Below are 26089 nucleotides of genomic sequence, written 5' to 3' on the forward strand. Positions count from 1 at the left end.
ATTATTTTTCAAGAAGGCAGGTGCAGTAAGCTTTTACTGCTTCTGCTTTTCCTACGCTGTCGAGTTTTTCGTTTGTTTTGGCTTTAACGAATACCCGGCAGCTTTCTGTTTTTAAAACATCTGCAATACTGTCTATTACTTTCTGACGCCATGGAAGAAACTTTGGAGTTTCCATTTCTATGACACAGTCAAGGTTTCCTAAAGTCCATCCCTGTTTCTGAATGTCTGACCATACTTTTTCGAGAAGCTTTGCAGAGTCGGCATCTTTCCATTGCGGATCTTCCGGAGGAAAGTAAGAACCTATATCTCCCATCCCTGAGGCTCCCAAAAGGGCATCTGTAATGGCATGAAGAAGTACGTCTCCGTCTGAATGTCCAAGTTCGCCTTTTGCTGAAGGAATTTCTACACCTCCCAGCATGAGTTTTCTTCCTTCTACAAGACGGTGCAGGTCAGTTCCAAGTCCAACTCTAATCATTCGTTTTTCCTTAAGGTCCCGGGGATAAGTTATTTTTATATTACAGGGATCTCCCTTTACGATCTGAACTTTTGAGTTTCCGGTCAGTTCAGGGTAGTTATCCCAGATTTCCGTATCGTCAGTAAACTCTTTTTTAAGTTCAGATGCTTTTTTATGACATTGCATTAAGGGCAGCAGCCTGAAGCCCTGAGGTGTCTGTATTGCCGTCAGGGAACTTCTTGTAAGGTGCCGGCTTATTTTATTATCTGCTGATATTTCTTTCTGGGTATCAACCGGGGTTATTCCGGGAGCAGCCGCATCATTTTCTTCAACGCCCTGTATTGTATCAAGGATAATCTGCTCCGTAACAAAAGGACGGGCTCCGTCATGGATGAGTACAATCGGGGACTGTGAAAGCTGTTTTTCTGAAAGATTTTCTTTTGCAGAAAGCAGGGCTTTGTAAACGGACTGCTGTCTTGTGGAACCGCCTTCCGTAAAAATAAGTTTTGTTGAATGTCTGTTTAACAGGATTTCCGTTTCGCAATCAGTAAACACGGCTTCTTCAGCCTGTTTTTCTTTCCCTTTCGGAACTGTAATTACTGCAATATCAAAAGCTGCGGATTTAAGAAATGCATTGAGGGCTTTTGCCAGCACAGTAGAATTACCTGCCGGCATATATTCTTTTTTTATACCGGTTCCCATTCTTGTGGAAGAACCGGCTGCCGTTACGACAAGAACAAGGGGAGAGGACAATCAATCATCCTCGTCTTCATCATCGTCATCTGAATCTCTTGAACTGTCGCGTTCATCTGCAAATTCATCCTCGTCATCTTCGTCTTCATCAGAATAGACAGGTTTTTTCTCGATTTTTGCACCAAGAGGTTCAAGTCTTGCATGAAGCATATCTTCTACTTCTTTTACAGAAATCTTCATTGCATCTGCAATTTCGTCTTCAAGAAGTTTTTTTGCATTGTCATATAATTTACGTTCAAGAATAGGAAGTTCCTTTACCTTTGAACGGTGATAAAGACAGCGTACGATTGACGCAATATCTTTTACTGTACCTTTTTTAAGGAGGTCAAGATTCATCTGGTAGCGGAGTTTCCAGTCAGACGTCGGGGTTTCGAAGTCTTCGCTGATAAGATCCAGTGCTTCCTGTGCTTCTTCGGCAGATACGATGGCACGGATACCCAATGCCGTAGCTTTTTCTGCCGGAACCATAACGATCATGTCTGAAACTTCAAGATAAATCTTGTAAAAATATACCTGTTCACCTTTGAAGTCACGCTTAAAAATTTCGGTGATTTTTCCTACACCCTGACTCGGGTAAACGACTTTTTGATTTAATGCGAACTCTGTCTTCGGTTTAGCCATAAGGAATAATATATCACTTTTAATAAAAAAAATCCACGCTTTATGAAAATAAAGCGTGGATTTTACTGCCCTGTGAACAGTTTTTTATTTTGCAGGGAAAAGTTTTTTGAAGTCAACAAGAACTTCTGCCGAATCGCGGGCACTGTCGATGTCTGTCATCTTATTCAGTTTGCGGTAAAAGTCGATCAGCGGTTCTGTTTCCTTGCGGTATACTTCAAGACGGTTAGTGATTGACTCAAGTTTGTCATCTTCACGGGTAAAGAGTTCTCCGCCACATTTGTCGCATTTGCCTTCAACCTTCGGAGGCATGAATTTTACGTTGTAGTTTGCCTTGCAGTTTTTGCATACGCGGCGGTTTGAGAGGCGTGCTATGATAAGGTCATTGTTTACTTCAAAATTTACAACTTTTACATCAATGCCGAGTTTTTCAAAAGCTTCTGCCTGTGGAATCGTGCGCGGGAATCCGTCAAGAATGAATCCTTTCTTGCAGTCATCTTTCTTAAGGCGGTCTTCTACGATTTCAAGAACAACGTCGTCGCTGACCAGTCCTCCGGCATCCATGATTGCCTTTACTTTTTTTCCAAGTTCAGTCTGGTTTTTAATGTTTTCGCGGAAGATGTCTCCTGTTGAAATCTGTGGAATTCCATATTCTTCTGCAACCTGAGATGCAAGGGTTCCTTTTCCGGCACCCGGTGGACCTAAAAAGATAAAGTTCATTTTTTATTAAATCTCCTATAAAAATACTCCGCATCAAGCGGTTATTCCTTATATTTTACCCCTATTTCTGTCTCTGTGCAATTAGAATGTATCCTGTGTTTTTTTGTGAAAAACCGGCGTAAAAAATTAAACTTTTACAGTAAGAAAGTTAACTTTTTTATCAGGAAAGGAGGAATAAAAAGTATTTCTATAAAAAAAATCAACTCAAAAACTTAAGAAATTGCATTCAAAATCACGGTTGCCGGGCTTACTATAAAGCCATAAATAAAAATGTCGAAAAAGGAGGAATTTTCGATGAAAAAATTGATGGCTCTGGCTATGGCACTTCTGTGTGCCGTAAGTTTTATGGGATGTAACAAGAACAAGAAAAGCGGCGGACTTATTAAAGTTGGTATCATTAATAACCCTCCGTCTGAATCAGGATATCGTGCAGCTAACGTTGCAGATTTTGCCAATGTATTTACAAAAGAAAATGGTTATGAAACAAAAACCTATTACAGTATAAAGAATGATGAACAGCTTACAGCTGCTTCTCAGTTCATTACTGACGGGGTTGACTATCTTCTTATTTCTGCTGCTGCTACTGACGGTTGGGAATCAGTTCTCAAACAGGCTGAACGTGCAGGAATCAAAGTATTCCTTTTTGACCGCATGCTTAATGTAAATGCAAAACTGTATGAAGCTGCAGTTGTTTCTGACATGGCAAATGAAGGTGAAACTGCTGTTGCATGGCTTAAGGCTCAGAAACTTCCTGAATATCGTGTAATCCATATCCAGGGTGCAATGGGATCTGATGCACAGATTGGACGTACAGGTGCCCTTGAAGCTGAATTTACTAAAGGAACAATGAAAAAAGTTGTTCAGCAGACAGCTACATGGGATGAAGCAGAAGCAAAGAAAATCGTTGAATCTGTAATTAACTCAGGTGACAAATTCAATGTAATTTATGCAGAGAATGACGGTATGGCAAAAGGTGCCGTTGCAGCTCTTGACGAAGCAGGAATCACTCACGGTGTAAACGGTGATGTAATCGTAATGGGATTTGACTGCAACAAGTGGGCTCTCCGCGAACTTCTTAAAGGCAACTGGAACTATGACGGTCAGTGCTCACCATTCCAGGCTGCAAAGATTGACGAAATGATTAAGAGCGGCAATGTTGCTGCAAAGAAAGTTATCAATCCTGAAAAAGGATTTGATGCAAAGACAATCACTCAGGCTGATATTGATACATACGGACTTGGAGATTAATCCGGTTCTGTATGCAAACCTGACGTGAAGGTTTGCGGCGTAAGGTGTGCGTTTTTTCTGCATATTTTACGCCGCTTTTTTTTTGAACCAGCTAAAAAAGGTGGAAATGAGAGTTATGGAAGATAATGTTATTCTGACAATGCGTGGAATCTGCAAGGAGTTTCCTGGTGTGCGTGCGCTGCATAACGTGGATTTTACTCTGCGCAGAGGTGAAATTCACGCTCTTATGGGGGAAAACGGAGCAGGAAAATCTACGCTGGTAAAAGTTCTTACCGGTGTTCATATAAAAGACTCAGGTCAGATTAAAATAGACGGATGTGAGGGTGAAGCTCAGATCCGTTCTCCTCAGGATGCACAGAATGCAGGTATCAGTACTGTGTATCAGGAAATTACTTTATGTCCTAATTTAACTGTAGCAGAAAATATGTTTATAGGACGCGGCAGATATCATTTTATTAACTGGCATGCACAGGAAAAAAAGGCAGATGAAATTCTCAGGCGCCTTAACATTCCTGCACGTGCGGCACAGCAGCTCGGTACCTGTTCCATTGCCGTTCAGCAGATGGTAGCAATTGCAAGAGCTGTAGACATGGACTGTAAGGTTCTTATTCTTGATGAACCTACATCATCCCTTGATGAACGTGAAGTTGAACTTTTATTTACTCTGATGCGTGATTTAAAGTCCCGCGGAGTAGGAATTATATTTATCACTCATTTTCTTGAACAGGTATATGAAGTCTGTGACAGAATTACTGTTTTAAGAAACGGTGAACTTGTTGGGGAATATGCTATTAAAGACATGCCGAGGGTAGAACTTATTTCTGCAATGCTCGGTAAGAGTCTTGATGATATTTCCCAGCTGAAAAACGAAAAGAAAAACACAAGTGCAAAGGACGATTACGTTTATGAGGCTGAAGGGCTTTCCAGTGCAGAAGGAGTAAAGCCTTTTGACTTTAAGATTGCACGGGGTGAAGTAAACGGCTTTACAGGTCTCCTCGGTTCCGGAAGAAGTGAAAGCGTACGTGCTGTTTTTGCAGCTGACAGAGTTACCGGCGGACGGGTAAAAATCGAAGGAAAAAATGTAAAGATCTTAAAGCCTAAGGATGCAATGAAAAACGGAATCGGTTATCTTCCGGAAGACAGAAAAGGAGACGGAATCATTCAGGATCTTTCTGTCAGGGAAAATATTATTCTGGCACTTCAGGTATTGCGCGGATTCTTTAAGCCGATATCGAAAGCAGAATCAGAGCGTATTGCTGATGAATATATTAAGCTTCTTGAAATAAAAACTGCATCTCAGGAAACACCTATCAAGTCCCTCTCCGGCGGAAACCAGCAGAAGGCAATTCTTGCAAGATGGCTTCTGACTAATCCTAAGTATCTTATTCTTGATGAACCGACACGCGGTATTGACGTCGGTACAAAAATTGAAATTCAGAAACAGGTTCTTAAGCTGGCAGAAAAAGGTGTAAGCGTAACGTTTATTTCTTCTGAAATTCAGGAAATGCTTACAGTATGTTCCCGTCTTATAGTAATGAAGGACAGAAACATTGTAGGTGAATTAACGGGAGATGAACTTACCCAGGATACAATCATGCGTACGATTGCAGGAGGAAGTGTAAAAAAATGACTTTAAAAACAAAAACTTCGGATATATTAAAAAAGGTTACCCAGTCTCAGCTTGCAATTCCGCTTTTTGCACTGCTTCTTCTGGTAATATTTAATCTTATAAGGGATCCTTCATTTTTTGCGATTACAATAAAGCAGAATAATATGGGAAACTCCGTTCTTTCCGGAAACCTTGTAAGTATTTTAAACGGTGCTTCTGAGCTTGTAATTCTTTCTATAGGAATGACACTCGTAACGGCAGCAACGAAAGGACAGGATATTTCTATCGGTGCCGTTGCGGCAATTGCAGGAAGTGTTTTTGTAAAAATACTCCGTTCAGGAACGATTACTCCGGGAATAATTATCGGCGGTCTTCTGCTTGCATGTATTGTTGCAATTCTGTTCTGCATGTTCAACGGTATACTCATTGCAAAGTTCGGCATTCAGCCTATGATTGCTTCCCTCATTCTGTATACTGCAGGACGACCGATTGCTTACTGGATTAATGGAGGAGCAACCCCTAACGTAGAAAGCCCCCTGTTGAATTATCTTGGCAGTTTTATACCGGGTATTGCAGTTCCTAGTCCTATACTTATTGTAATCTGTTTCATTGTCATTATGATGCTTCTGCTTAAGTTTACTACGTTACGTCTGTATCTTCAGGCAGTAGGTATTAATGAAAAGGCTGCAAAATTAAACGGTATCAGTCCGGTATTCATGAAGCTTATTGTCTTTGTTGTTCTTGGAATCTGTGTTGCAATTGCAGGCTCGATGAATGTCTGCCGTATAGGTCTTATCAATCACGAAACGATTCTCATTGATATTGAAATGGATGCCATTCTTGCCGTTGCAATAGGCGGAAACTCTCTGGGCGGCGGAAAATTCAGACTGGCAGGATCGATAATAGGTGCCTATATAATTCAGTCCCTTACTATTACTCTTTATGCAATGAAAGTTTCTTCTACTGCCGTAAAGGCTTACAAGGCTGCAGTAATAGTTGCAATTGTTGTTATAGGTTCTCCTGTTGTCAAGGAACTTTTTAAGAAACTTCGTGCACGCTGTTCGGCTGCAATGGCTTCAAAAGCAGTAAAGGAGGTTAAGTAGTCATGTCGTTTACTTCAAATATAAAGAATCTGTTTTCTAAAAAAGGAGAACGTCATCCGCTGTCAAATACGGCGCTGCTTCTGACGATTACCATATGTACTTTTGTAGTCATGTATGTTTTTGCCATGGCTGTATGGGGCGGAGGTTTTCTTAATCCTCAGCAGTTTTTTAACCTGTTCAATAATAATGCTTACCTTATAATCATTTCATGCGGACTTACAATTGTAATGATTACAGGAGGAATAGATATTTCTGTAGGCGGAAGCATTGCCCTGATTACCATGGCTTCTGTTGTCTTTATGGAAGATCATGGAGGCGGTGTATTTTCTTCTCTTCTTATTGCTCTTGGAATCGGTCTTGCCATAGGAGCCGTACAGGGATTCCTTGTTGCATACCTTAAGATTCAGCCTTTTATCGTTACTCTTGCAGGAATGTTTTTTACACGTGGAATGACGACTATTGTAAGTAAAGTTCCCCGAACTGCTACGAATGAGTTGTTTGTAAAGCTCAAGGATTTCTATCTTGATATTCCTTTCCTCGGTTCATATGCAAAGAACGGTAATTTTATTCCGGCATATGTTGAGCTGGGAGTTCTTATAATGATTGCCGTTGTTCTTGTATGCTGGTTCGTACTTAAGTGGACACGGTTCGGACGTAATCTTTATGCTGTGGGCGGTAACAGTGAAAGTGCCCTCATGCTGGGTATTAACGTAAAACGCACTCAGTTTTTTGCATATCTTATCTGCGGTCTTTTAGCAGGAATTGCAGGTTTTGTATATCTTCTTCATACAGGTGCAGGAAATGCTTCAAATGCAACGCAGGCAGAAATTCAGGCTATAGCTTCTTCGATTATCGGAGGAACCTTACTGTCCGGAGGTGTGGGCAGTATTATCGGAACTTTGTTTGGTGTAATGTCCCTTAAGACTATCAGCAACATTGTAGTTGCATCAGGCCTCAGGGAACCATACTGGCAGAGTATTACAACAGGTCTTATGCTGTGCTTCTTTATTCTCCTTCAAAGTGTCATACTTTCTTACAGAAAAAAGAAGCTGGGGTCCGCAGCATAAAAAATATTCAGCTTAGTGTAGCTTTATATTCACGGGGTGTAAGCCCCGTGTTTTTTTTGAATATGTAACTGAAGTAGTGCGGGTCACTGAATCCGCATTCATATGCGATGTCATAGCCTTTCATGTCTGTTTCCCGCATAAGTTTTTTTGCATTTTCTATGCGAACGTTTGTAAGGTATTCAATAAAAGTAGATTTGCATTCCTGTGAAAATATCGTGCTGAAGTGATTCGGACTCATTGCCACTGCCTGTGCAACCGTGGTAAGCGTTGTGTTCTGATCGGCATAATTTTCTTCGATATATTTTTTTGCCTTGAAAATAACGTCTGCATATTTTCCGGTTATTCTGGAGTTTCTGTATTCAAGGGCAAAATTAAGCAGGGTCTCGATATGATCCGTCAGGTTCTTTTCGTTAAGAACTGCCTCGTCTATAAAACTTCTCTGAAGGAGTTCCGGTTTCAGCTGTTTTATATCTCCCCCTAAGTTTTCTATAAGCTTTGAAACTTCAAATATAAGGTCTACAAGAAGATAGGAGGCAAACACTTTGAACTGGCCGGGATTTTTTCTTACAAGGGTCATGGATTCTTCTATGATTGCGTTTATGTCGTTCTTGCCTGCATACTTCAGCCTGTCTATAAAAGGATCCGTTTCTTTAAGCTCAAGTATCTGACTGTTTTCGGACTTAAGGTCTTCGGAACTTATTATCCTGTTTTCCTTTTCATGGGGCTGTGCTGCGAGAATTTTCTTTGCGTCTTCATAGGAATCTTTCAGTTCAAAAAGATGTTCGACAGTGATTCCTATTGCCGTGACACACATACAGTCTTCGTTCTTACTCGTAATATGAGAAATTGTTTCAGCGGTTCTATAGACGTTTTCGTCCAGTTCCTCCTGTGTGCTTCCTTTAAAAATACAGACCAGAAGATTTGAATGATGGAAAAACGATACGGCCTGTTCCCAGCTTGCAGAGTAGGAATTAAGAAGTGAACAGGTCTGCTGCTGATTCTGCTGGCTGCCGCTTTTGCTGTCTATACGGCTGATGATGACCTTGTACCATCTTGAAAGAAGGTTTATTCCCAGTTCCTGGCATTTTTCCATAACTGTATTCATGTCTGCGGAACCGTGAAGGAGATTATTCAGAAATTCTTTTTTTATAAGCGCTTCTTTGGATTTTAATTCTTCCTTCATTTTTGTTATGTCAGAAAACTGCCTGCGTTCCCTGTCAATTTCACCGGCTGCTTTTTTCAGTCCTGCAGTAATTTCTTCCGGCGTAAAAGGCTTAAGAATGTAATCCTGTATTCCGATTGAAATGGCTTTCTTTGCATAGTCAAATTCATCATGGCCGGAAAGAATTATTATTTTAATCCATGGCTGGGTCCGTTTTACTTCCTGTGCCAGCTGCAGACCGTCCATGAAAGGCATTTTTATGTCCGTTATAAGGATGTCAGGTTTTATTTCATGAATCATGGAAAGTGCGATTTCTCCGTCTCCTGCTTCTCCTGCAAAAGTAAAACCGTTTGCTTCCCAGTCAATTCTGGATCTTATTCCGTCAAGTACAATTGGTTCATCATCAACTATGAATACGCTATACATTTTCTTCTCCGGTTTGACATGGAATTATAAAGGAAATTTTTGAGCCTTTGTTTCTTTCTGATTGTATCATAAGTCCCTGAGTTTTATTTCCGTAATAAAGTTTGAGTTTTTTGTTTACGTTGTACATTCCGTAAACCGAGGAAAGTTTTTCTGTGTCTGAATCTGCGGCGTTAAGTTCATGACGTACTTCTGCAAGTCGTTCTTCTGAAAATCCTGCACCGTTATCTGCTACTTCAAAAAATATGGATGTTTTTTCCTCATCGTAAAACTTTACGGTAACAGAAAGTTCACCCCGGCCCCTCTTGTTTTTTATTCCGTGATAAATTGCATTTTCTACGAGAGGCTGAAGAATGAGTTTTACCATTTTAAAATTCATGAGGTCGGGATCAGATTTGATTTCGTAATTTAAAATGTCGGCATAACGTATTTTCTGAATCGTCAGATAATTTTTTATGTGATCCAGTTCCTGCTGGACTGTAATCCATTCGTGACCGCGGCTTAAAGAAATTCTCAGGAAGTCTGAAAAAGCCTTTGTTATCTTTACAACTTTATCAGTCTTTTCTTCTTCTGCAAGCCATACGATTGTATCGAAAGTGTTGTATAGAAAGTGAGGAGTTATCTGAGCCTGCAGAGCTTTCATTTCTGCTTTCTGAAAATTTTTCTGCTCTTCAACATTTTTCTTCATGAGCAGGTCTATCTGTTCTGTCATTGTGTTCAGGTTTACTGCCAGTTTATCCAGTTCTTCAACATTGGGAATTTCAACTTTTGCAGTCAGTTCTCCGCCGGCAACTTTAGTAGAAAGTCTTTCCATGTCGGCGATTGGTTTTTGAATTGCACCTGATACTGTAAAGTAGCTTTTGATTGATATGCAGATTGCTGATATTGTTATGAGGATCTGGATGATTGAAAGTATTACGGAAGAGTTTCTGAAAGAGATGTTTGTCTTGTTTCCGGATTCTATTTCCGTAACGATGAATTCCTGCATGATGTCAGAGAAAAGTGCTGTAATTGTTCTGATATCATCCAGTGCATGTTCGTTTTCCTGAACAGTGCTTCCTGCTTTCATTTTACTGCTCAGATTGTTTATGTTTCTTAGAAGGGTAGCCTGAGCTCTCTGGGCAATTAAAAGTTTTTCTTCACTTTCGCTGCACTGACATTCCGGAAGCATCTGATTTATTCCCTCTGCAATTTCATTCATCATGATGTACTGCATTCCGTAGTCAAACTTTTTCTTGCCGCAGATTATTTCCCATAGTTCATTTGGTATTTCAATTTTTGCAGTATTGATTATTCTGTTTGCCAGACTTACATTTGAAATGATTCTGCTGTAACGGTGGGTGTGAATCTGTGAAACAATTATGGAATATACAGACGGTATTGCCATGATAAAGACAAGTACCAGATAAGAGAGCTGGAGCGTGCGTTTTAAAATCCGTTTTTTCAATTAGTAGCCTCTCGGTGTATACTTTGAAAAATCATCATCTTCAGTAAAGACGGTTTCTTCAATATATGTTGTCCGGGGAATTTTTTTCTGTTCTGCAATCTGCTTTACAAGTTCCATGAGAATCGGTCCAAGATTTGGATTGCATTCCACTACACAGTTCAGCCGGCCTTCTTTAAGTGCGTCTATGCTTTTCTGTTCTGCATCGACAGAAATGATGACGGTACTTTCTGTATTTATTCCGTAAGCACCTATGGTTTCTAAAAGCCCCAGCGTCATTGAATCGTTATGGGAATAAATTGCATCAATTTTTTTATTGTTGTAATACAGTCCGTCAGTGCGGAACTGTCCGTTAAGAACTGAAGTTCTGATGAGGTTTTCTGTAATCTCTGCTCCCCTGGAACGTAAAAAATCTCCGTCAATTGTTGCAGTTATTTTAAATTCCGGATTGTTTTTCATTACATTGCGGAAACCTTCAGCTCTTTCTATTACTACTGAAGAGTGATGGGTTCCTGAAAGTTCCAGAATGTTGATTTCTTTTTTAGGAGTTATTTTTGAACCTGTCCGTCCTGAATTGTCATAATGAGGTTTTGAGAATTTTCTGCATAGAAATTCTGCGGCTTTTTTTCCTTCCTCGATTCCATTTTCTCCGATAAAACCTGCGTAGAGTGAAGGATCTGATTTTATCTGCCGGTCTACAAGTATTACGGGAATGCCTGCATCTTTTGCTTCCTGCAGGACATTGTCCCATCCGTCTTCTATTATTGGAACAAAAGCAATAACGTCTACCTGACATACGATAAAGGAGCGTATGGCTTTTAACTGATTTTCCTGTTTCTGCTGAGCATCTTTAAAGATAATCTGTATTCCGTTTTTTTCTGCTGCTTCAAAAATTGATTCTGTATTTCTGCTTCTCCAGGCACTTTCTGAACCTATCTGTGAAAATCCAAGAATGAGTTTTTCATTTTTTGAGCTTTCTTTTGATTTTAATGAAAAGGTTTTCTTAAGGAAGAAAAGTCTTGAAGCTGCCAGAAGAACTGCTGCAGTGATGAAAATAATGATGATTTTTTTAGGAATACGTTTCATGATTAAGTAATATTTTACAATTAAAAATTGATGTTTTTCAATGATAGTTTTATTAAATAATAAGGGGATGACCAATAAGTTTAAAAAGTGTCATTTTCGGGCTGTCAACAACTTTTTATAAGTGTCATTTTCGGGCGCGACCCGAAAATCACCCTGCATGAGATTGCCGCATCAAGTGCGGCAATGACAGGGTGTCGAGTGCGGCAATGACAGGGTGTCGAGCACGGCAATGACAGGGTGGCGAGCACGACAATGACTCATACTTTTTGGACATCCCCTTTTATCTTATAATTCCTGGAAAAGATGAAGCACTTTGTCAGGACATGCTTTTATACATTCTCCGCAGCTGGTACATTTTGCATAATCAACTGCCGGTATTCCTGAAGAAAGATCAATGCACTGTTCCGGACATTTTCTTGCACACATTCCGCATTTGAAACATCCGCTGGTACAGTCTTTTCTGATCTGAGGTTTGTTGTCAGACTTGCAGGAACACATGGCAATGCTTCCTTTTGTATCTGCATTCATAAGAATGAACAGATGCTTAGGGCAGGTTTTAACACATTTACCGCAGCCTGTACATTTACTTCTGTCAACAACAGGAAGTCCTTCAGGACCCATGGAAAGAGCACCAAACTGGCAGGCTTCCACACAGTCTCCAAGACCGATGCAGCCGAAAGCACATTTTTTTGTTCCGTGAGCAGAAAGTTCTGCGGCCTTACAGGTCTGGACTCCTTCATAAATGCATTTGTCCAGGGCACATTCCTTTGTTCCGTGACAGGCAAGGAAAGCAACCTTAGGATTAAGAGAACCGCCTTCAACTCCCATGATTTTTGAAAGCGCTGCAGCACAGGCAGCTCCACCGGCTACACAGCCTGTAACCGGTGCTTCTCCTTTTGCAACTGCAGCAGCAAATGCATCACATCCGGCATATCCGCAGCCTCCGCAGTTTCCTCCGGAAAGCTGAGCACGTATTTCTTCAATTTTAGGATCTACTTTAACTGCGAAGATTTTTTTGAAAAGTCCAAGCAGCATGCCTAAGATAAACCCAATGAATAATGCAACTAAAATTGTATAGATGATTGTATTCATTTTAACCTCGAAACTCCTGACTATTTTATCAATCCCTTGAATCCAAGGAATGCCAGAGAAAGAAGACCGGCTGCAATGTAAAGGATTGGAGTTCCCTTAAAGCTTGCAGGAATTCTTGCAGTTTTAATACGGCTTCTTACTCCGCTCATGATTACCATACTCAGAAGGAATCCTGCTGCAGCACCCAAAGCATAAATGATGCTCTGTCCGTAATTGTAGTTTTTTCCGATGCAGTTGATTGTAACTCCAAGTACGGCACAGTTGGTTGTAATGAGGGCAAGATAAACTCCCATGGAACTGTAAAGTCCAGGTGCTGACTTCTTAAGATAGAATTCTACAAGCTGAACAAGGGAGGCAATTACAAGAATGAAAAACAGTGTCTGAAGAAATTCCAGCCCCAGGGGAATCATTACGAATTTATACAGAGGCCACGTAACTGCCGTTGCAAGAATGATTACGAAAGTCGTTGCAAGACCCATGCCTGTTGCTTTTCCAGTTTCAGAAGTCATTCCGATAAAAGGACAGATTGCAAGATACTGAATGAAAACAACATTATCTACAATTGCTGATTTTATAAAAAGCTGAATCATATCGCTCATTTAGAAGCCCCCTTTGCAGCCCTGTGGTTTTTTAATCCCTGAACAAGTGCTCCTAAAAATCCGAAGGCAAGAAAGCCGCCCGGTGCACTGTTGAAAATTCCAAAGCGGAAATTTTCCGGTATGAGGGTAACCATGTACGGTGTTCCGGAAAGAAGCGTTCCTCCGCCCAGAAGTTCCCTGAGGAAAGAGATGATGAGAAGAACGAAGGTGTAACCCAGACCCATTCCAAGGGCATCAAGAATAGAATCACCTGTTGAATTTTTTGAAGCAAAAGATTCAACACGTCCCATAATGATGCAGTTTACGACTATGAGCGGAAGGAAAACTCCCAGTGCGTCATAGAGACTTTCCATATATGCATTAAGCACGAGCTGAACTATTGTAGTAAAGGCTGCAATGATGATGATGAAAACAGGAAGTCTTATTGAAGACGGAATGTTTTTTCTCAGAATGCTTATTACGATTTCACTCATAAGGAGTACGAACAGCATTCCCATTCCCATTCCAAGTCCGTTGAAAATACTTGTGGTTACGCCAAGAGAAGAGCAAAGTCCTATGTTAAGGACGAGAAGCGGATTTTCTTTTACAAATCCGTTGGTAAGTATCTGTATTTTTCTGTTCATTTTGCAAACTCCTTGAGAAGACATGCACTTCCTTCTGACAGAAGTGTACCGATTCCGGCACTTGTAATTGTTGCACCGCTTATAGCTTCAAAAGTTTCGTTGACGGTAAAGCCGTCATTTACATTCATGCCTTCAAACTGTCCGTAAAAAGTGAGACCGCTTTTACTCAGTGTATAAGTCGGATCATTTGCTTTAAGACCGAATCCCGGAGAATCCGTAAGCTTCAGGAATTTAATTCCCTGTATCGTTCCGTCTTTTCTTATTCCTGCAAAAATTGTTGCAGTGTCATAGGTTGGTCCTGAAACCTGAACTGCACCGCCCTCGATTACTCCGTCTTTTTTTGCCAGGTAAACGCTTTCGATTTTAATAGTTCCCCGGGCAGACTGCTCGAAATCCTTTACTTCCTCAAAGACATATCCGTCATCAGGAAAGAATTCCTTCATTGCCGAATTAATTTTTTCAATCTGATTCTGCTTGATTTTTGGTGCGGTAAAATTATTGACCAGTGCAAGAACAAAGCAGGAAACTGATGCGTATACAGCAAGAATGAGTCCGAGCTTTACCATAGAAAAAATACCGTTTTTTTCTTTCATTTTACTTCTTCCTCCCTTGCACTTGTAAGATCAAAAGTCTGTACGATTTTTTTTGGTTCAGGAAGCCTGTGGCCTTTTTTTCCGTAGCCGTACATTCTTTGTGTCAGGTTATTGAGGAACGGTGCTACTGCATTCATGATGAGTATGCTGAACATTACTCCTTCCGGATATCCTCCGAAGTTTCTTATGAGGAAGGTTATTAGTCCGCATCCGAAACCGAATACGAGACGTCCCGGTTTTGTAACTGGTGTCGTTGCATAGTCTGTTACCATGAAGACTGCACCGAAAACAAGACCTCCGGTAAGAAGGGCAGTGAGGGTATCTTTTGCTCCTGCCATGAAACTTGCGGCTGAGGCTGAAGAATAAATGAAGGTTGAAAGGGCTGCAGTAGCAATCATTGCAAGAGGAGCCCTCCAGTCGATTATTCGTGTAATCAGAAGAAAGAGGAAGGATGCAAGTAAAAGCATTACAGAGGTTTCTCCGATACAGCCGGCTTTTGTTCCGATAAAGAAATCAAGCCAGTCGCTTTTTGAAGGAACAAGGGCTCCTGACTTTATCTGTGAAAGAACTGTTGCGGAAGATACTGCATCTGCATTTGTTGCAGAAGTTACGGCATCAACTCCCTTTGGCAGAGTCCATGAAGAGCCGATTGCAGCAGGAAAGCTTATAAATAAAAACGCCCTTCCTGTAAGAGCAGGGTTAAATACGTTGCTTCCGATTCCGCCGAACAGACCTTTTGCTATTACGACTGCAACCAGGTCTCCGCATAAAACCATCCATAAAGGGGTGGAAGGAGGAAGGACAAGGGCAAGAAGTACTCCTGATACCGCAGCAGAAAGGTTTGAAACAACAACCTTCTGTTTTGTAAGAATCTGGAACAGGGCTTCAAAAACAATACAGCCTGCTGCAGATACAAGAACTACGGCAAGGGCGTGAAGTCCGAACAGATATGTTCCGTATGCAACCTCCGGGAGCATTGCTATAAGAACACAAAGCATTATTTTCTGTGTTGAAGAGCCCAGCGTAAAATGAGGGCTGGATGAAATATGAATCTGACTCATTATTTTCTCCGGATTATTTTTTTACCATTTGTGAACGAACGATTGCTTTTCCGAGTCTGAATCTCTGGACAAGACGAATGTTTGCAGGACATACAAATGCACAGCAGCCGCATTCAATACAGTCCATGAGGCCGAATCGTTTTGCTTTGTCTATGTTGCCGGCATCAAGTTCCCGGACAATAAGAACCGGACTTAAGTGCATTGCACATGTTGAGACACATCTTCCGCAGCTTATGCACTGGTTTTCGTTTGTAAGGAATGTTTCTTTTTCCGTAAGGAAAGTAACGCCGCTGGTTCCTTTTGCTACAGGAAAATCCATACTGCTCATGGCAAAGCCCATCATCGGTCCGCCGGAAATTATTTTTACGCAGTCTTCGCTTACATTGTCAGCAGCAATCTCGCTTACAAGCGTTCCAATTGGTACCCGTACATTGCACGGAGTTTTTACTGCTCCTCCTGAAATCGTAAGGGCTCTTTCTATAAGCGGCATGCCCAGTCTGAAGGCATCGCTGATGGCACATACGGTTCCTACGTTTGAAATTATGCAGCCCGCATCTGCAGGAAGCTTTCCGCTTGGAATTTCAACTCCGAGACAGGATTCTACGATAAATTTTTCAGACCCCTGGGGATACTTTGTTTTTACGATGCAGATGTTTATATCATCTCCGTATCCTTTTGCTTCTATTTCTTTTTCAAGAAGGGGCTTTATGTAGGCTTTGTTGTCTTCAAGGGCAATGATTCCTGCTGCTCCCGTAAGACGAAGTATTATTGCAAGTCCGTCTATTACTTTTTCCGGAGTTTCCTGAAGAGTGCGTTCATCGCAGGTAAGGTATGGTTCGCATTCAGCTGCATTTACAAGAACATAAAGAATTTCCTTGTCAGCAGGAGGATTGAGTTTTATATGTGCAGGAAAACTTGCACCTCCCATTCCGACTATTCCTGCGTTTCTGATGCGTTCAAGTGCCTTTTCCGGTTCGCAGGTAAAAGGATCAAGGGGTTCCATGAAGCTGGTTCTGTTTTCTTCATCTGCTTCAATGATGATGCATGGAACCTGCATGTTGCCTGTTACAAGACAGTTCTGGATTTTCTTGACTTTTCCCGATACAGAGGAATGAACCGGACAGTTCATAGGCCTGTCGCCGTCTGCAATAATCTGTCCCCTGCTTACTGAATCTCCCGGTTTTACAAGAGGGGTATTTGGAGCTCCTCCCATTGTTACCGGTATTGTGACTGTTTTGCTGGAAGGAAAAAACGGTGTGATTGCACATCTGTTTGAAAGTTCCTTCATTTCCTGCGGATGTATTCCGCCTTTAAATGTGTGCATTTTCATAACTTTTCTATTATACATCCTTATAAATTTTTTTTCATTATAAACCTTGCTTTATTTAAGGTTAGCTAAAGCTAATTTGTTTAAGAGTAAACTTGCGTGAACTTGCCTTAACTTGACGTATTTTGTAAAAAAACTGACTTTTGGGTTTACAATGTCAAATCTTTGGTTATATTTAAAGGTATGAAAGTTGAAGTAAAAGAACTTAAGGTTTTATTGGATTATGTAGAAAACAAAATCGCAAGGCTTGAAACTTCCGGCAGTGCATCTTCTGCGGAACTTTTTGATTTGAATATTGTAGATTCTAATCTTACTTTACTTTTATCTACAATTGAGGATAAGACGGAATATGATTTGACTGACAGGCATCCTCATATAAAGAAAGCCCTGATGGAGTATCGTGATAATTTTTCTACAAAAAATGATGATACTCATCTTCTTGAGCAGATTTCTTCTTCCTGCAGAAATGCAATAAACGGTTTAAGAAAAATACAGAAGGCAGCAGCTGATACAAGCAATCCTTTTCTTGAACGGAATGTGGGTATCCGTCTTGAGTTTGCAGAAGTCCTTATAAATGAAATTGCTTCCATAAATGAACTGTCCCATAAAGAAATGCAGCAGTGGCTTCTTCAGAATGTTGATGTTGACGGAAAAATCGGAGCAAGAATTTTAGGAAGTAAAACCAGTCTCAGTAAAGCTGCCGCTGCCAGAGAAAACGGAAAAAAAGGCGGACGTCCGCCTGCAGCTGAAAAAACTTCAGCAAAGAAAGGCAGTCCTAAAAAAGCAGAAAGTAAAAAAGCAGAGTCTAAAAAGACTACGGCAAAAAAATCGGAAACAAAAAAGCCGGCTTCTAAAAAGACGGTTTCCAGAAAAACTTCAGCTGAAAAGCCTGCCGTAAAAAAGTCTTCCTCAAAAAAATCAAAATAAAAAAAAACAGGGCCGTTCGTTTTTGAACAGCCCTTTGTTCTGTATGTACGGATTTAATTCCGTCAGTACCAGATTGCAGCCTGATCTTCCCAGTCTATAAGCTCTTCCGGCTTAAAGAAAAGGTTGATTTCGCGTACTGCACTTTCATCACTGTCACTTGCGTGAATGACATTGTTTGATGTATGAACGCAGAAGTCTCCGCGTATTGTTCCCGGCTGTGCGTCAGACGGTTTTGTTGAACCGGCAAGTTTTCTGACTAAAGTAACACAGTCGTCGCCCTGCCATACCATTGCAACAACAGGTCCGCTTGTAATGTAGTCAACCAGCGGGTCATAGAAAGGCTTGCCTTTGTGTTCAGCATAATGTTCCTGTGCAAGTTCAGTGCTGATGTTCATCAGCTTTAGGCCTATAAGTTTGAGGCCTTTTTTCTCGAGGCGACTGATAACTTCGCCAACAAGCCTGCGGTTTAAGATTCCAGGCTTTAACATTGTAAAACATCTTGTACTCATAGTGGAAAAATTATGCCAAAAATCAGGTTTCTAGTCTATAAGAGTCCGGAAAATTTAGTTTTTTGCCCTGGCCCGGTATTCGCTGGAAGAGTTTTCGTAACCGGGAGTAACTCCTGTAACTTTATTTTTACCGCTTCCGCTGTCTGCCGTTATGAGCCAGCTGTTTCTGGAATTACGGATTGTAAATTCACTTTTATTTTCTTCTTCTGAAAACGCCTTTTTTATTTCTTTAAGGTTCTGTCTTGAAAAACTTCTGCCGGTTGCTGCCGTTGTTATTGCATCGGAGCAGACCGGTTCTCCTTCCCATAGTTTGCAATTGAGTATTTTCTCCGCCTCAGGTGCAAGCTTTTCTTTCCAGCCCTCAAAGGAACTTTTTGCATAATAAAGGCAGTCGTATATTTTAGAGCCGTCCCTTATCATGATAATGTCAGTATCTGCAAAAACTGTTTTTGTATTTTCTGCCCAGAAGTCTCTTGCCCTGTCGCAGGAATCAATATGGGTAGAAAGAGAAAGAGCTGTTCCTGTTTCGTTAACGGTTCCTTTTCCGTCGTCAGGACAGGAAGCTGTATTTTCCGGAGTTCTCATGTGGACTGTAATGTATTCCCCCTGAGAAACTTCTACCGGTGGAAAAACATATTTTTTTTCTTCTCCGTCGCACAGGCTGCAGATTTCAAGCCCGCTAAGGTTACCGCCTTTTAGGACGAATACTTCTGCAAATTCTGTTTTGTGAATACTGGAGCCGTTTTCTTTTACTGTGCCATAGGAATTTCGTACTTCATTTAACACAAGGACTGCCGGATTTTCATTCCAGCCTGTAAACGGAATGCTGAAAGTTACGGAGTTTCCGCTGCCGTCGGCAGCACTTCCTTCCATAACGTATGCGCAGCCGGTTTTTGTTTTTTCAGAAAATCTGATTCTGATGCAGTTTCCTTCTGTTTTTGTAAATTCTGATGCTGATATTTTTTCTTCAGGATTGTGTTTTCTGAAAATGTCAGCGTTTATTTGTGATATTTCTTTTGAGAAGGAAATTTCTGCTGATTCAGTGCCTGTCAGGGTGAATGAAGAAATCTGCGGTGTAGAAAAATCTCCTTCAAGAAAAGTAAGTCCTTCTGTTACGGAATGACATCCGGAAGGCGTAATAACCATAAGGACTGAAGATACTATGGCTGCAGAGGGCAGCAGGGTTTTGAATACTGATTGCGTGAATTTTTTCATGATTACTCCCAATGATGAAATATAGTCTGAAAGCTTTCATATATATAAATTTCATCGTTTTTTCAAAATCCACACAAAACAGAGAAAAAAGTTTTAAAAAGAAAAAGACCGCCCTGAACTGCTGTAGTGTTCCTGAATCTGAACTTTATCTGTTCTGGTTCAGGAGGAGCGTCAGAAACGGTCCCTGATGTTTTTTTAAGCTGTTAATTTATCAGTTCTTTCCTGTAAACCTGAGGGTTTCTACCATGTAACGGATGGAAGTACCCTTATCATCTTCCAGGGTTTTCTGAACTACAATGACCAGACTTTCCTTGTCTTTGCTGGTAAAAATCCTGTCGATGAGATAGGAAGTAATTCCTTTTCTTTTGAGGTCCGGAGTTCCTACCTTCCATCTGTCAAGAATGCCTCCGTCTTTTGTCGTCAGTTTTACATCGATGTAATATTTAGAGCGGACGTTTTTTCCTGAACCTTCGTATTCCGGAACCAGCTGAATTCTGTAAAATCTTTCTGCTTCGCTTTCAAAGTCCCTGAATACAATTTCATCAGTAGATTTCTTGCTGTCAGTTTCTCTCAGGTACAGAAGTTCTTCCGGCTTTGAAGGATGCGCCTTATACTTTGAACGCTTCCATTCTGTACGCTCGAGAAGGGTATTGAAAGCCTGTTTTCCGGAAGCATCCTTTGCCAGTTCTTTCGGGTCTGTTTTGTAAACTTCATTCTTTACATAATCGTTTTCTGCTACATCAACTGTGTATATTTCTGCCCATCCCTGAAAGTCTTTGTCAGTCTTGCCGTACTGTCCGAAAAGGTATGTTTTTCCGTCTTGCGAAAATCCCAGGTCTTCATAAACAGCTGCATCTCCTGCGTAAAGTGATAATGAAATCAAAGCTGCTGCTGCAATCATAAAAAATCTTTTCATATCCTAGCCTCCCGAAAAGGTCTCTCCTATGGATTATCGGCATTAAAAAAAATGACTTTATGTTTTTTTCTTCGTAAGTGCGTAAGTAAATTGCATTCTTAGAGGTTGCCTAAATGTTTTTCATGATTTATCTTTATTTATATGACTCTTAATACCCGTAACAGGATACTGATTTTTATAAACTGTATCACTATTGTTTTTTTTATTCTTAACCTCATTTTTTATTTTGTCTGTGCGGCAAAAGGCCTGATCCGCTTTCCGGATTCAAAAGTGGTCCGTGACGTATATATACTTGGTCTTAACAAACTCTTTACTCCGAGTATAACTGCAGTCTGTCTTTCAATACTTATGTTTTCTTTTGCCGCTGCTCTGGAAAGCATTTTAATCCTAAGGATTTTTGAGAAAACTCAGGCTCTTGAGGTAATATTTTTTATGGTTTTTATCTGTTCCTGTTTTGCAGAACAGAGCCGCATATTGCTTGCTGCAATGCCGTCCGTTCAGGGAAACCGGCTTACATTTGAAATAGTTACGCGTCTTGTAGTTGCTTCAAGAATACTTGCTCCTTTAAGCCTGTTTTTTTCTACGGTGTTTTTTGAATGGGACCAGCGCCAGAATATTCTGCGCAATGTTCTTATAATGGTGCTTGTTTCTGCTACCCTGGGAGTTTATTATCCTCTTAATACGGAAATAAGAACCTCCATATTAACTCTTGGCTGGGGTTTTCCTTCAGTGCTTGCAACAGTGCGCATAGTTTTTGTCCTGGGAGCTGTATCTTCCCTCATATATTATTCCGTTGTAAAAGGTTCATCAGACTATATAAGAATACTTGTGGGACTTATTGTTTTAAGTTCCGGATATTTCTTTCTGTGCGGAGCAGATAATTATGTAATATTCATAGCAGGAACTGCTCTTTTTGCATTTGGCAGTTTCCGTTACATGAAGGGGCTTCATCATCTTTATAAGTGGAGATAAAAAAACTGAAAGCAGTCAGGCGATAAAAGAGAAAAGGGCTCCCAGGGTTATGGGAATTATTATGTTGTCCATGTCTTTAAGGGGCATTACTTCGATAAGCATTCCCGTTCCGGCAATGATCAGGGCTTTTCCGCTTCCTTCAATTCCGCAGTAATAACAGACTGCCGCACAGGATATAAATATTGCCGTAAAGCAGGCAAGACTTCCGGCAACTGTCTTTCCCTGGGTAAAGGGTATCGTTACTTTTCCGAAAAGCTTTCCGCATAAACTTGCAAGTCCGTCTCCGAAGGCAAGGGCCAGAATTCCCACAGTTGAACTTACAGAATCAAAAAGAAGGGCTGTCAATATAATGCCTGTACAAAGGGTAACCGGTCCTTTTACAAATTTATTTTCATCCCGTTTTCTTGCTGCTGCAGTCGTTACTTCCGTTATAAGGGGAATGGTGTAGCCTTTGAGTCTGAGAATTTCACAGACAGAGTAAAAAATTACTGCAAGTATCAGTAGAACGATGACAGGCCTGTAAGCAAGGCTGAGAAAGAATGGAACGAAGGAACTGCAAAGATGTATTGATTTACGGAATACTTCCTTTGTAATCGTGTTGATTTTCTGTCGTGAAAGAATTCCGTTTAAGCGCCGCCTGATTGTCATTTAATCTCTTTTTCCGAAGTAAGGGTTCTTGGAATCTCCGTATAAATTTCCGGTTCGTAAACTGCATAGTCATTAATAAGATATTTTATGTTCTGCTCTGCAAGATTTGAACCTTCCATTCTTATCATTGTATCAGGATTTCTTGTAAGTGAATCCCATGCCCTGAGACTTTCCTGGAAGTTTACGATAGCCTGCCCGTTAAGTTCAGAATCACCGGTCTGTGCTGCGGTTCTGGAAAGTATTACGCCAAGGTTGTTTGTAGCTTTCATGTAAGTGTCGGCAATGTCATTCTGGTCATCCCTGGTCTGCGGGAACAGTTCTCCCCATTTTGAGCGCTGGGCATTAAGTATTTTAATAAGGCGCTCGTAATATCCTTTTGCTACATAATAGTCCGTGTTCTGGGCCAGAGTATTTGCAAGGGCCAGAAGCAGGTGAGTGTCATCAGAATTGGTTTCATGACTCTTGATGAATGAACCCAGGGCTTCCGGGTATTTCTGTTTTGAGTAGTTGATGTAGCCGATCTTGTATCTTACTTCGGAAGTGTCATATTTATTTTCTACGGCATTTATATAGTTTGTAAGAGCCGTATCATATTCCTGAGCAGTAAAATAGTTGAGGTCTGCATAATCTGCATACAGGTGGCCTGTGTTTTCATCGCTTTCAAAATTACTTGAACGGTGTTCTGTTTCATAAAGGTCGATTCCTTTTGCATACTTTTCTTCTGCAATCTGGAAGTCCCTCTGACTGGTATACTGTTCTCCTAAAAGCCGGTATGTGTTTATGAATTTGTAAGTATCCCTCTTGTTGCGTCTTTTCTGTTTTTCAAAGGCATTTTCTGCATAGGTGAGTATTCCGATGGCAGCCTTTTCATTTTTAGTTTCAACAAAATAGCGTCCCAGATTGTAAAGGGCAACAGGATTGTTTTCATCTGCATCAACAGCTTTTTCAAGAAGTTTGCGGAGATCTTCTATATAACCGCGGAGACTTTCTTCTGCCGGCTTAAGCTTGCCGTAGCGTTTGTCCAGAAGGTAACCGCTGAGTTCAGTAAGGTCTTTTGAGCCTAAAGCTTTTGCATGTTCTTTACTGGTAAAGTGTTCCCTGTACTGAAGAACAGTCCGCAGGTCATCAGTGCGGATAAAGTAACGCATCTTACGTTTTTCACAGTCATCTGTAGCACCGTGGAACTGTTCGTAACGGTTATACTGTTCAAGCGCATGCCTGTACTGTTCAGGATCTTTTTCCGTTGCCCAGTCAAGATATGTATCACCTAAAAGAAGGATGGCGTCTTTATCATTTATGTTGTAGACAAGAACATCTTTTTTGAGAATGCGTTCTGATTCTTCATAGTTGTACAGGTCGTCAAGTTCCATTTCTGCCCATTGGATACCGGCATTGCGGTCATGGTCGTAGCGCTGGAGTATTGCACGGTACATCATACGTGCCCTGTCGTACTGTTTGTGTTTGCGGTAAGCCTGGGCATAGGTAAAGAACCAGTCTTTATCCGGATCATAAACAAGAGCCTGATTAAATTTATCTTCAGAAAGGGAATACTGCTCTTCGTTAAGAAGTTCCAGACCTTCCCTGTAAAGGGTCCATGCTTTTACAGGTTTATAGATGAATGTATTTGTAAGGACAAAAATGCAGAAAATCATTATTGCTGCGGCAGTACTTATGATTGCTCCAGGAATGATTCTGTTTTTCAGCTGGTATTCAAGAGACTGCTTGTAGGCTGCATATTCGGCGGCGCTGCGGTGCTCAAAATCCCTCGGTACTTCCAGATGAATGTCCATCATTTTTTCAAGTTCTGCGGCAAGAGTTCTTGCAGGAACTTTACGGAGGACTTTTTCAAGAATCTCGAATACTGCATCGTCTGTGAATTCGTTTTTTACGACGAGATCTTCCAGTGCAATCCGAACGTTAAGGGGATATGAAGCGAGGTTTTTCTGAAATTTCTTGTATTCAGCATCTGTAAAGGAGTTTTTAGGCTTTCCCCTTTCGTCTTCTTCCGGTACTGCAGTATGAACCTGCTTAGGTTTTTTATTCAGGTCCGCCGTAACGGTATCAGAGAAGCCCGGAATGTTGAATATGTCATCATCACTTTCCGTTGAGGTAATTCCGCCCAGCTCAAAGTCTGTCGGCATGCCTGTGTTTTCTTCATTTGAAAAATCCAGACCGTCCATTGCAGACGTATCAAAGGTTTCTACAGGAGTATTGTCTTCGTCTGGAACAGAATCTGTTTCATCAGGAGCTTTTGTTCTTCCGTCAAAACCGCCTTCGTAGTTTGTAACGGTAAAGTCTTCTCCGCTGCCGGAAGAGAACATGTCTCCTATGTCAGGGGGAGTATCACTGTCTTCAGGCAGTTTGTTGGGAGTAAAATCCTGGGAACCGGTATCCAGATCCATGCCGTCGAGACCGGTTGTATCAAACTCAGGAAGGGAAGAATCAGCTGCTGTATCACCCGTGTCAGGAAGGCTGTTTGTATCCGGAAGATCATTCATATCCGGAAGATCGTTCATGTCAGGCAGGCTGCTGTCAGAAAAGTCAAAAGTTTCAGGTGTGTCCGGTTCTGAAGCTGGAACTTCAGCTGTATCTTCTGCCGTTATTTCAGTTTCTGGTTCCGGTTCTGAAGTTTTCGGTTCAGGCATTTCAGCATATTCGCTTGGAAGGCCTTCGTTCATGTTTATTATGCCGCCGTTTTCAGATTCCTGAGGCTGTTCAAGGTCAAATTCTGCAAAAGGATTGTTTTCCGTGTCCTGAGAAAAATCTGTAATACCGGAATCCGGAGTGTCCTGTATATCCTGAGCCGGCTCTGGTTCCTGCGGCATTGAAAAGTCATCACTGAAGTCAGCAGTCTCTGCATTTAAGTCTGAGCCTGTGTCTGTGGTGAAATCAGTATTGAAATCCGGAATGTCATTCGGTATGTCAGCCGGTATGTCTTCCGGAACTGTAAGGTTCTCCTGAAATGCTGATTCATCAAGGGACGGAAGTTCCGTGTTTAAATCGTCCGTAAAATCTGTGTCTGTAAATGTATCTGAAGTTTCCGGTGCGGCAGGTTCACTCTGCGGTTCTTCTGGAAGCGGTTCATCAAGATCTTCAAGTTCCGGGAGTTCCTCAATTGTTCCCGGTTCTTCCGGCTCATCAAGTACTCCAAGTCCGTTCAGAAGGTCGTCTGCTGACTGCTGGTCTGCTGAAGGTTTCTGAGGAGATAGAATTGAATCAAGAAGGGCATCTGTTTCTGCGTCGCTGTCAGGAACTTTTTGAGGACTGGAGGTTTTTCTTGTGTTCTGAACTGGTTTTGCTTTTGGAACAGGCTCCGGTTCAGGCTCTGGTTCCGGTTTTGCTTTAGGTGCCAGCAGGGCATCCAGGTCAAGGTCTTCAATCGGTATTTCTTTTGGCGGCTCAGGTTCTTTAGGCGGCTCAGGTTCTTCAAATTCACTTAAGTCGAAGTCGCTTATATCCATGTCTGCAGCAGGACCGATGATGTCTGACATATCCGGTGCCGCAGGTTCGGAAGGTTTCTGTTCTTTTGGTGTGTCGGAGTCTTCGTTTTCTTCACCGAGAAAGTCAGAGAAGTCATTGGCTTCCCGTTCCAGTTCAGCAGCAGCTGCGTCAGCCTGAGCCTGGTCTTCTTCAGAAAGGACAGGAAGACCGAATTTAAAATCTTCTGAGTCGTCTATATCTTCTATGTTTCTTGGAATCGGAACTGTAACTGCCTTTTCACTGCGGGCAGCGCGAATCTTTACTTCGTCTCCGAGATTTAATAAGTCTGAGTTTAACTTCTGAAGCTGGCTTAATCCTGGCATTTGTCTATGATTATACTCCGCAAAAGGGCTTTTTTTCAATGTAAACAGGGCCCTTTATTCTACTTATCGGAATGCTATTTTTTTTCTAAATACTTATGTTTGGTTTCCGACAATAAA

Annotated in this window: 23 protein-coding genes; 6 read left to right on the forward strand and 17 right to left on the reverse strand. The window is 41.2% G+C overall.

Translation table 11 applies throughout. The features are described from left to right. Nucleotide 1: 1 nt before the first annotated feature. From ispF to HNP77_RS09300, 3 genes are all read right to left on the reverse strand, one after another. Complete coding sequence (ispF, locus tag HNP77_RS09290; protein ID WP_246428909.1) at nt 2-1207, reverse strand: 2-C-methyl-D-erythritol 2,4-cyclodiphosphate synthase; 1206 nt, start codon at nt 1205-1207, stop codon at nt 2-4. Beyond that, on the reverse strand, nt 1208-1828 hold the full coding sequence (locus tag HNP77_RS09295; protein WP_184652915.1) for a CarD family transcriptional regulator: 621 nt from the start codon (nt 1826-1828) through the stop codon (nt 1208-1210). 84 nt (nt 1829-1912) lie between these two features. Beyond that, complete coding sequence (locus tag HNP77_RS09300; protein ID WP_184652916.1) at nt 1913-2545, reverse strand: adenylate kinase; 633 nt, start codon at nt 2543-2545, stop codon at nt 1913-1915. Between the two features lie 294 nt (nt 2546-2839). Here HNP77_RS09300 and HNP77_RS09305 point away from each other — a divergent pair, with 294 nt between their 5' ends. The 4 genes from HNP77_RS09305 to HNP77_RS09320 all read left to right on the forward strand — a co-directional run bounded on the left by HNP77_RS09305 (nt 2840) and on the right by HNP77_RS09320 (nt 7572). Then, entirely contained in the window at nt 2840-3793 is a 954-nt protein-coding gene (locus HNP77_RS09305) for a substrate-binding domain-containing protein (RefSeq protein WP_184652917.1), read from the forward strand. A gap of 115 nt (nt 3794-3908) precedes the next feature. Continuing rightward, nucleotides 3909-5423: a sugar ABC transporter ATP-binding protein gene (locus HNP77_RS09310; RefSeq protein ID WP_184652918.1), complete on the forward strand. Its 1515-nt coding sequence runs from the start codon at nt 3909-3911 to the stop codon at nt 5421-5423. Next, nucleotides 5420-6505: an ABC transporter permease gene (locus HNP77_RS09315; RefSeq protein WP_184652919.1), complete on the forward strand. Its 1086-nt coding sequence runs from the start codon at nt 5420-5422 to the stop codon at nt 6503-6505. Before HNP77_RS09310 ends, HNP77_RS09315 begins: the two co-directional genes overlap by 4 nt. 2 nt (nt 6506-6507) lie before the next feature. Continuing rightward, the gene (locus tag HNP77_RS09320) at nt 6508-7572 is read left to right on the forward strand and encodes an ABC transporter permease (RefSeq protein ID WP_184652920.1); all 1065 of its coding nucleotides are present in this window, start codon (nt 6508-6510) and stop codon (nt 7570-7572) included. A 7-nt stretch (nt 7573-7579) separates the two neighbouring features. Here HNP77_RS09320 and HNP77_RS09325 read toward each other — a convergent pair whose 3' ends face one another. The 9 genes from HNP77_RS09325 to rsxC all read right to left on the reverse strand — a co-directional run bounded on the left by HNP77_RS09325 (nt 7580) and on the right by rsxC (nt 16985). Beyond that, on the reverse strand, nt 7580-9160 hold the full coding sequence (locus HNP77_RS09325; protein ID WP_184652921.1) for a response regulator: 1581 nt from the start codon (nt 9158-9160) through the stop codon (nt 7580-7582). After that, nucleotides 9153-10604, reverse strand: a complete 1452-nt coding sequence (locus HNP77_RS09330; RefSeq protein WP_184652922.1) for a sensor histidine kinase — start codon at nt 10602-10604, stop codon at nt 9153-9155. Before HNP77_RS09330 ends, HNP77_RS09325 begins: the two co-directional genes overlap by 8 nt. After that, the gene (locus HNP77_RS09335) at nt 10605-11687 is read right to left on the reverse strand and encodes an ABC transporter substrate-binding protein (protein WP_184652923.1); all 1083 of its coding nucleotides are present in this window, start codon (nt 11685-11687) and stop codon (nt 10605-10607) included. Nucleotides 11688-11972: 285 nt separating this feature from the next. After that, on the reverse strand, nt 11973-12779 hold the full coding sequence (locus HNP77_RS09340) for an RnfABCDGE type electron transport complex subunit B (RefSeq protein ID WP_184652924.1): 807 nt from the start codon (nt 12777-12779) through the stop codon (nt 11973-11975). 20 nt (nt 12780-12799) lie between these two features. After that, nucleotides 12800-13378 carry an electron transport complex protein RnfA gene (locus HNP77_RS09345; protein WP_184652925.1) on the reverse strand — a complete coding sequence of 193 codons (579 nt, stop codon included), beginning with the start codon at nt 13376-13378 and terminating at the stop codon, nt 12800-12802. After that, nucleotides 13375-14001 (reverse strand): electron transport complex subunit RsxE, encoded by a 627-nt coding sequence (gene rsxE / locus HNP77_RS09350; RefSeq protein WP_184652926.1) that lies wholly within the window; start codon nt 13999-14001, stop codon nt 13375-13377. The genes HNP77_RS09345 and rsxE overlap by 4 nt, the downstream gene beginning before the upstream one ends. Then, the gene (locus HNP77_RS09355) at nt 13998-14594 is read right to left on the reverse strand and encodes an RnfABCDGE type electron transport complex subunit G (protein ID WP_184652927.1); all 597 of its coding nucleotides are present in this window, start codon (nt 14592-14594) and stop codon (nt 13998-14000) included. The genes rsxE and HNP77_RS09355 overlap by 4 nt, the downstream gene beginning before the upstream one ends. Then, nucleotides 14591-15655: an RnfABCDGE type electron transport complex subunit D gene (locus tag HNP77_RS09360; RefSeq protein WP_184652928.1), complete on the reverse strand. Its 1065-nt coding sequence runs from the start codon at nt 15653-15655 to the stop codon at nt 14591-14593. The genes HNP77_RS09355 and HNP77_RS09360 overlap by 4 nt, the downstream gene beginning before the upstream one ends. Before the next feature lie 13 nt (nt 15656-15668). Then, nucleotides 15669-16985 (reverse strand): electron transport complex subunit RsxC, encoded by a 1317-nt coding sequence (gene rsxC, locus HNP77_RS09365; RefSeq protein ID WP_184652929.1) that lies wholly within the window; start codon nt 16983-16985, stop codon nt 15669-15671. A 180-nt stretch (nt 16986-17165) separates the two neighbouring features. Here rsxC and HNP77_RS09370 point away from each other — a divergent pair, with 180 nt between their 5' ends. Next, nucleotides 17166-17909, forward strand: coding sequence for a hypothetical protein (locus HNP77_RS09370; protein ID WP_184652930.1), 744 nt, complete (start codon nt 17166-17168; stop codon nt 17907-17909). 62 nt (nt 17910-17971) lie between these two features. Here HNP77_RS09370 and ndk read toward each other — a convergent pair whose 3' ends face one another. The 3 genes from ndk to HNP77_RS09385 form a co-directional block, all read right to left on the reverse strand. Further along, a complete protein-coding gene (gene ndk, locus HNP77_RS09375; protein ID WP_184652931.1) occupies nt 17972-18418 on the reverse strand; it encodes a nucleoside-diphosphate kinase in 447 nt (148 codons plus the stop codon). A 54-nt stretch (nt 18419-18472) separates the two neighbouring features. Further along, entirely contained in the window at nt 18473-19633 is a 1161-nt protein-coding gene (locus tag HNP77_RS09380; RefSeq protein ID WP_184652932.1) for a lipoprotein TP_1001-related protein, read from the reverse strand. Nucleotides 19634-19844: 211 nt separating this feature from the next. Further along, entirely contained in the window at nt 19845-20549 is a 705-nt protein-coding gene (locus HNP77_RS09385; RefSeq protein ID WP_184652933.1) for a DUF2259 domain-containing protein, read from the reverse strand. A gap of 141 nt (nt 20550-20690) precedes the next feature. Here HNP77_RS09385 and HNP77_RS09390 point away from each other — a divergent pair, with 141 nt between their 5' ends. Beyond that, nucleotides 20691-21521 (forward strand): hypothetical protein, encoded by an 831-nt coding sequence (locus tag HNP77_RS09390; protein WP_184652934.1) that lies wholly within the window; start codon nt 20691-20693, stop codon nt 21519-21521. Nucleotides 21522-21536: 15 nt separating this feature from the next. Here the strand turns inward: HNP77_RS09390 and HNP77_RS09395 are convergent, their stop codons facing one another. Continuing rightward, entirely contained in the window at nt 21537-22169 is a 633-nt protein-coding gene (locus tag HNP77_RS09395; RefSeq protein WP_184652935.1) for a diacylglycerol/polyprenol kinase family protein, read from the reverse strand. Next, the gene (gene flcA / locus HNP77_RS09400; protein WP_184652936.1) at nt 22166-25972 is read right to left on the reverse strand and encodes a periplasmic flagellar collar protein FlcA; all 3807 of its coding nucleotides are present in this window, start codon (nt 25970-25972) and stop codon (nt 22166-22168) included. Before flcA ends, HNP77_RS09395 begins: the two co-directional genes overlap by 4 nt. Nucleotides 25973-26089 lie beyond the last annotated feature (117 nt).

Source organism: Treponema rectale, assembly GCF_014202035.1.
Lineage (GTDB): Bacteria > Spirochaetota > Spirochaetia > Treponematales > Treponemataceae > Treponema_D > Treponema_D rectale.